Origin of the sequence: Pararhizobium sp., assembly GCF_035497515.1 — a bacterium.
Lineage (GTDB): Bacteria > Pseudomonadota > Alphaproteobacteria > Rhizobiales > Rhizobiaceae > Pararhizobium.
In genome coordinates, this window is record NZ_DATJDJ010000230.1 from 1 (window position 1) to 6,402 (window position 6,402).

The 6,402-nt window shown below is 59.7% G+C and carries 8 protein-coding genes; 2 read left to right on the forward strand and 6 right to left on the reverse strand.

Features of this window, described 5'->3' with window-relative positions; translation table 11 throughout:
- Both msrQ and msrP read right to left on the reverse strand, forming a co-directional pair.
- Window positions 1-561: protein-methionine-sulfoxide reductase heme-binding subunit MsrQ (msrQ, locus tag VL202_RS24080; RefSeq protein WP_325466585.1), on the reverse strand; the 561-nt coding region annotated here is incomplete at its 3' end.
- Window positions 561-1,496, reverse strand: a complete 936-nt coding sequence (msrP, locus tag VL202_RS24085; protein ID WP_325466586.1) for a protein-methionine-sulfoxide reductase catalytic subunit MsrP — start codon at window positions 1,494-1,496, stop codon at window positions 561-563. The genes msrQ and msrP, both read right to left, overlap by 1 nt.
- 193 nt (window positions 1,497-1,689) lie before the next feature.
- On the opposite strand from msrP, the gene VL202_RS24090 reads away from it, so the two are divergent.
- Window positions 1,690-2,352, forward strand: coding sequence for a gamma-glutamyl-gamma-aminobutyrate hydrolase family protein (locus VL202_RS24090; RefSeq protein WP_325466591.1), 663 nt, complete (start codon window positions 1,690-1,692; stop codon window positions 2,350-2,352).
- Here VL202_RS24090 and VL202_RS24095 read toward each other — a convergent pair.
- From VL202_RS24095 to VL202_RS24110, 4 genes are read right to left on the reverse strand one after another with little or no spacing between them, the layout of a single operon-like run.
- On the reverse strand, window positions 2,349-3,080 hold the full coding sequence (locus VL202_RS24095; RefSeq protein WP_325466587.1) for an amino acid ABC transporter ATP-binding protein: 732 nt from the start codon (window positions 3,078-3,080) through the stop codon (window positions 2,349-2,351). The genes VL202_RS24090 and VL202_RS24095 overlap by 4 nt on opposite strands.
- Window positions 3,077-3,727, reverse strand: a complete 651-nt coding sequence (locus VL202_RS24100) for an ABC transporter permease subunit (RefSeq protein ID WP_325466588.1) — start codon at window positions 3,725-3,727, stop codon at window positions 3,077-3,079. Before VL202_RS24100 ends, VL202_RS24095 begins: the two co-directional genes overlap by 4 nt.
- Before the next feature lie 12 nt (window positions 3,728-3,739).
- Window positions 3,740-4,441 (reverse strand): amino acid ABC transporter permease, encoded by a 702-nt coding sequence (locus VL202_RS24105; protein WP_325466589.1) that lies wholly within the window; start codon window positions 4,439-4,441, stop codon window positions 3,740-3,742.
- Between the two features lie 45 nt (window positions 4,442-4,486).
- On the reverse strand, window positions 4,487-5,371 hold the full coding sequence (locus tag VL202_RS24110) for an amino acid ABC transporter substrate-binding protein (RefSeq protein ID WP_056339325.1): 885 nt from the start codon (window positions 5,369-5,371) through the stop codon (window positions 4,487-4,489).
- Between the two features lie 216 nt (window positions 5,372-5,587).
- On the opposite strand from VL202_RS24110, the gene VL202_RS24115 reads away from it, so the two are divergent.
- Window positions 5,588-6,402: LysR family transcriptional regulator (locus VL202_RS24115; RefSeq protein ID WP_325466590.1), on the forward strand; the 815-nt coding region annotated here is incomplete at its 3' end.

Sequence of the window (6,402 nt, forward strand, 5' to 3'; positions counted from 1 at the left end):
CAATGCGATCAGGCCGAGATAGACATATTGGTCGGCGGACAGCACCTTGGTGGCCAGCGCGAAATGAACCCCTGCGCAGATGGCAATGGCATAGACCAGCCGGTGCAGCCGAACCCAGTTCCTGCCCAGGCGACGGATGGAGAAGCTATTCGATGTCAGGGCGAGCGGCAGGAGCAAGACGAAGGCCGCCATGCCCAGCATGATGAACGGTCGCTTCAGGACGTCTTCGACGACCGTGGACAACATCAGCGCCTGATCGAGGACGAGATAGGCGGCAAGATGCATCGACGCATAGTAAAAGCACAACAGGCCGAGCGCGCGGCGATAACGCATGAAGTTCAGGCCGAACAACTGGCGTGCCGGCGAGACGGCGAGCGTCAGGATGAGAAAGCGCACGGCCCAGAGGCCGAGAAAGAGCTCGAAAGCCTTGACGGGATCGGCGCCGAGGTTTCCGGTCGCCCCCCGGCAGAACTGCCAGACGGCGGGCATCAGCCCGACAACATAGACCAGCCAGACCGGGACAGTCTTCCAGTTGACTGTTTTCGTTTGCCCGGCAGCCATCAGAAGGATTTCCGCAGGTCCATGCCGGAATAGAGGCCGGCGACCTCTTCTCCATAGCCGTTGAACATCAGGGTCGGGCGTCGCTCGGACCCGAAAAATCCTCCCGTTCCAATGCGCCTTTCGGTGGCCTGGCTCCAGCGTGGGTGATCGACCTCAGGATTGACGTTGGCGTAAAATCCATACTCGCTCGGTGCCAGGAGGTTCCAGGTATTGTCCGGCTGCGTCTCGGTCAGGGTCATGCGGACGATCGACTTGATGCCCTTGAAGCCGTATTTCCAGGGAACGACCAGGCGAACGGGCGCGCCGTTCTGGTTGGGAAGTGTTTCGCCGTAGAGGCCGACCGCCAGCATCGTCAGCGGATGGCGCGCCTCGTCCAGCCGCAGGCCTTCGATATAGGGCCATGCCAGCGGCTGAAACAGGCCGTTCTGCCCCGGCATTTCCTCGGGCCGCACGATTGTTTCGAAGGCGACATATCTGGCGCTTCCGAGCGGCTCGACCTTGTCCAGCAGCATCGACAGCGAAAAGCCGTTCCACGGGATGACCATCGACCAGGCCTCGACGCACCGCATCCGGTAGATGCGTTCCTCGATCGGGAAATCCTTGATGATCTGCTCCAGATCGAAAGTACCCGGCCTGGCGACCAGACCGTCGACCTCGATCGTCCATGGCGATGGCTGGAACTTGCCGGAATGTTCCGCCGGGTCCGACTTGTTGGTGCCGAATTCATAGAAATTATTGTAGCTCGTCACGTCTTCGCGCGGCGTCGGTTCGTCGGAAACGGTGGACTTGCGGCTTTTCACCGAGAGCGGCGCTGCGTCCGCGTGCACCGAGAGGCCGAACAGGGCTGCGGCGGCGAGAAGGTCGCGTCGTTTCAGATAAATGCCGCGCGGGGTGATTTCCGAGGCTGGAATCCTGGGTGGACGATAGATGGGCATGTCAAATCTCTTCTTTGGCGTCCCGGTTTCAGACGGTTGAGCTTCGGCGTGACCGAAGCGGGCGCTCGGGCGGACGAGTGAGCGATCGGAGCGCCGTCGGCCCGACGAGTTGCGGTGACAGGAGGGAGACTCACAGGACGGGCGTTTATTCCCATCGATCGATAAATAGTGGTGAAGGCTGGGGAGGGTCGGACTGCTCTTCACCGGCGCCGTCTCCAACGTCCATCCTGCCCATTTCGATCCGCGCGTCGAACAGGACCGGCATGCGCCCTTCGACGAGGGCCGAGACAGCATCGCGCTCGCCTTGAGCCGGCTGGCGATCGAGCGCGATATTCCTCTCCTGGCGATCTGCCGCGGCCTGCAGGAACTCAACGTCGCCTGCGGCGGGACATTGAAGGCCGGGATCGTCGACGATCCCCGTTCACATAGCCATCCCGCCTGGAACCCGAACGGCTTGCCGCACATCGTCTACGGTCCCGCCCACGAGATCCGGATCATGCCGGGCGGGCAATTGCACGGCCTCGCCAGGGACAGGGTTTCGTCGGTGAATTCCGTCCATGTCCAGGCGATCGGCCGCCTGGGGCAGGGGCTCATCGTGGAAGCGACGGCGGATGATGGAACGATCGAGGCGATCAGCGTGGCGAAGGCGGCATTCATTCTCGGCGTGCAATGGCATCCGGAATATGACGGCGCCGGCAACAGCCTCTCGCGCGGCATGTTCGCCGCGTTCGGAGCGGCGGTGAAAGCCTATCAGGAGCGAAAGCGGGTCATCGACCGGGTAGCCGACAGGATCGCGCATTCCGCCGCGACACCGCCGATCTGCATCAAGGCGCCTGCTCCAATCAGGCGATTTTAGACATGCTGCAGAATCCTCGACAGGAAGCTCTTGGCGCGATCGCTTTTGGGCGCGCTGAAGAACTGGTCCGTCGCGGCATCCTCGACCACCTCTCCCTGGTCCATGAAGACGATCCGGTCGGCCACCTTGCGCGCGAAGCCCATTTCATGCGTGACGACCATCATCGTCATGCCCTCCTGGGCGAGTTGGACCATCACCTCGAGAACCTCGTTTATCATTTCGGGGTCGAGGGCTGAGGTCGGCTCGTCGAACAGCATCGCGATCGGGTCCATGGCAAGGGCGCGGGCAATGGCGACGCGCTGCTGCTGGCCGCCGGAAAGCTGCGACGGCAGTTTCCGGGCGTGGTCCTTCAGGCCGACCCGCTCCAGAAGGGTAAATGCGCGCGCTTCGGCTTCGTCGCGCGGACGCTTCAGGACCTTCAGCTGCGCCAGGCATATATTCTCGAGCACGGACATATGCGGGTAGAGTTCGAAATTCTGGAACACCATGCCGATCCTTGCCCTGAGTCTGGGCAAATTGGTTCCGGCGGCGCCGACCGATACGCCGTCGACGGTGATTTCGCCGCCCTGGAACGGCTCCAGTCCGTTGACGCATTTGATCAGCGTGGATTTACCCGATCCAGAGGGGCCGCAGATCACAAGGACTTCGCCGCGCGAAACATCGACGGAACAGTCCTTGAGGGTGTGGAACGCGCCGTACCACTTATCGATATTGCTCAGTTTGATCATCGGATAGCTTTCTTCTGGAGCCCGCCAACGACCCGTGACGCGGCAAAACAGAGTGCGAAATAGACGGGTGCGGCGAAGACATACATGCTGACGAGGCGGCCCTCGTTGCGCGCGACGATCGTCACCGTGGTCAGGAAATCGCTGAGCGACACGACGAAGACGAGGCTCGTATCCTGGAACAGGATGATGCCCTGCGTCAGCAGCAACGGGGTCATGTTTCGAAAGGCCTGTGGCAGGATGACATGGCGCAGGCTCTGGCCATAGGTGAGGCCGGTGGCAGCGGCAGCCCAGCCCTGTCCGCGAGAGACCGATAGGATTCCGGCCCGGATGATTTCCGTGTAATGCGCGGCCTCGAAAAGGGTGAAGGCGATCAACGCCGAATAGAAGCTTCCGACCGGTCTGCCGATTACCATGGGCACAAGGAAGAAGAACCAGAAGATCACCAGGATCAGCGGCATCGACCTGAAGAAATTGACATAGACGGCCGCCGCCCCCGACAGGAAACGGTTGCTGGACAGCCGCAGCAGCGCCAGCACGACCGCCATCATGATGCCTCCGGCGGCGGCAAGGGCTGCCAAAAGCAATGACAGGCCCAGTCCCTGCAGTAGAAACGGCATCGAATCGACGATCAGTTCGAGATCTTTCATCGTCGCTCTCCCTCAGGTTGCAACCGGCAGGCGGCGCTCGATGACCGTCATGACGGCCGTGACGCCCATCGTGATCAGGATGTAGATGACGGTGGCCGCCGTGTAGGCTTCGAAGCTATGGAAGGAATATTCGGAAATCTGCCCGCTTTGCGCGGTGAGTTCGAGAACACCGATGGTCAGTGCCAGCGAGGAGTTCTTGAAGACAGTCAGGAATTCCGTGGTGAAAGGCGGCACGATCAGCCGGAATGCCACCGGCAACAGGATATGGCGATAGACCTGTGTCAGTGTCAGGCCCTGCGCATAGCCAGCCATGCTGAGGCCGCGGGAAAGCGATTGGATGCCGGCGCGAACCTGTTCAGAGATGCGGGCCGCGGTATAGAAGCCGAGGCCTATCACCGCGGTCGTATATTCCGGCAATGGCAGGTCACGCTTTATCCAGTGTCCCAAAGGCTCCGGCACTATTTCCGGCAGAACGAAATACCAGAGGAACAGCTGGACCAGCAGCGGGATGTTGCGGAAGATTTCGGTATAGGCCGTCGCAATGCCCGCCACCATCCGGTTTGGCAGCGTGCGCGCGATGCCGATCAGCGAACCGACCGTCACCGCGATAACCCAGGCGGCGAGCGAAACCGCAATTGTCCATCCGGTGCCCGATATCAACCAGTGCAGATAGGGTTCCTGCAGGAGAATGGACCAGTCCCAATTGTAGTGCATATGACCTCCCAACGTCCTTGTGATCGCCTCGTAACGCGCCCGGTCTCAGGGCAGGGCATTCAGCTGCCAGGATGCCTTCAACAGATCGCTGGGCGGTTCGGACACCTTCTCGTTGTTGGGAAAGGGCTGGAACCAATGCTGGTAGATCTTCTCGATTTCGTGCGAACGGAACAGACCGGCGAGCACTTTGGTGCCGAGCAACTGGAACTCGGCGTCGTTGCGGCGGATCATCAGGGCATAGGGATCGTAGGAATAGAAATCGCCGACAATCCTGAAGGCCTCGGGCTGAGACGCCTTTGTCAGAAGGCCGGCCAAAAGGATGTGGTCGGTGGAATAGGCATCGACCCGGCCGCTTTCCAGTGCGAGAAACCCTTCTGCGTGATCCTTCACGTTGAGGATATCGACATCCAGCTTGTTCGCTTCGATATATTCCTTGATTGCCCGTTCATTCGTGGTTCCCTGCGGCAGGGCGATACGATGATCGACAAGGTCATCGACGTTCTTGATCGGGCTATCGGCCTTCACAAGCAGCTTGGTGCCGGTAATGAAGGTCGTCGGCAGGAACGAGACCTGTTCCTGGCGTGTCAGATTGTTCGTCGTCGAGCCGCACTCCATGTCGATCGTGCCATTCGCGAGGAGCGGAATCCTTGTCTGCGGCGATACAGGCACGAAGCGGATCTTGAGTTCGGAATTGCCGATCTTTTCCTTCACAGCATCGGCAATCCGCATGCAGAGATCGATCGAATAGCCCTTCGGCGTCTGATCCTTTTCGATGTACGAAAAAGGTATCGACGTCTCCCGGTAGCCAAACACGATTTCGCCGGACGATTTTATCTTGGACAGCGTGTCCGTCGTTTCCTGCGCCATGGCAGGTTGCATCGCGCCGACCATCAGGAGCGATAGAAAAATTGCGGTTGCAGAACGATACATGATGTTTCCCCTTTTTTGTTGTATGCGTGTAGCCGTTATTGTCAGTCTCGCCACCGGTCGCGAATTCTCCCGCCGAATACCCGAAACTCGGCATGTCTGTCGTCTGTAGCCGCTTGAATGGGCCAATTCCTGTGATACATACGTACTGGCTAAAAGGCGGGGGTCAATCACAAAAAGCGGGACATATTATGCATGAATTGCATGTAAGGAGGATTTATGGAAATTGGCTGGCTTGAAGATTTTCTGGCCTTGCGGGAGCTCGGAAGCTTCACGGCGGCCGCGGAGCGGCGCAATGTCAGTCAATCTGCCTTCTCAAGGCGCATTCAATCGCTGGAGGATTGGCTCGGTGTCACGCTGATCGACAGAAGCGTGCGGCCGCATCGCTTCACGCCTGTTGCAGCCGAGAATTATGGCGACTTCCAGAGGGCGCTCAATCAACTCTATGAACTGCGCAGCCAGGTTCGCGGTGAGCAGACGAGAACGTCACGCCTGAAAGTCGCGGTCCAGCATGCGCTGGCCTTTTCGATTTTCCCGCGTTTTGTGGAAAACCTTCGGCGGCAAGGTTACCAGCCCGCATACCATCTCCATTGCGCCAATCGTGCCGAATGCGTGGAGATGATGATCCGTGGCGAGGTCGATCTGATGATCTGCTACGAGATGCATCCCTCGCCGGATCCGATGCCCTCCACGACCGCCATGCGTGTCGCAAGTGCCAGGGATGACATGATCCTGGTCGGCCCCGCCGCCCTCGTTCCGTCAGGGGATCAGGCCGTGCCGCTTCTGACCTACCCCCAGCGCAGTTTCTTCGGCGAGGTCATCTGGGAAAAGGCCATGCCACTGTTGATGACCCGCTATCGCTGCGAAACCATTTGCGTGAGTTCGCTCAGCGGCGCATTGCGCGAAATGGTGCTGGCGGGGCTGGGATTTGCCTGGCTTCCCAAGAGCCTTGTGCTGAATGATCTGGCGCAAGGGCAGATCGTGCAGCTCGACCCGGAAACGATGTTTCATCCGCTGGGCGTCGCTGTTTATTC

Excerpts from the sequence above, each read along its gene's own strand:
- VL202_RS24105 (WP_325466589.1), bottom strand. The coding sequence starts at position 4,441 with ATGCACTACAATTGGGACTGGTCCATTCTCCTGCAGGAACCCTATCTG.
- VL202_RS24100 (WP_325466588.1), bottom strand. The coding sequence starts at position 3,727 with ATGAAAGATCTCGAACTGATCGTCGATTCGATGCCGTTTCTACTGCAG.
- msrP (WP_325466586.1), bottom strand. The coding sequence starts at position 1,496 with ATGCCCATCTATCGTCCACCCAGGATTCCAGCCTCGGAAATCACCCCG.
- VL202_RS24110 (WP_056339325.1), bottom strand. The coding sequence starts at position 5,371 with ATGTATCGTTCTGCAACCGCAATTTTTCTATCGCTCCTGATGGTCGGC.
- VL202_RS24095 (WP_325466587.1), bottom strand. The coding sequence starts at position 3,080 with ATGATCAAACTGAGCAATATCGATAAGTGGTACGGCGCGTTCCACACC.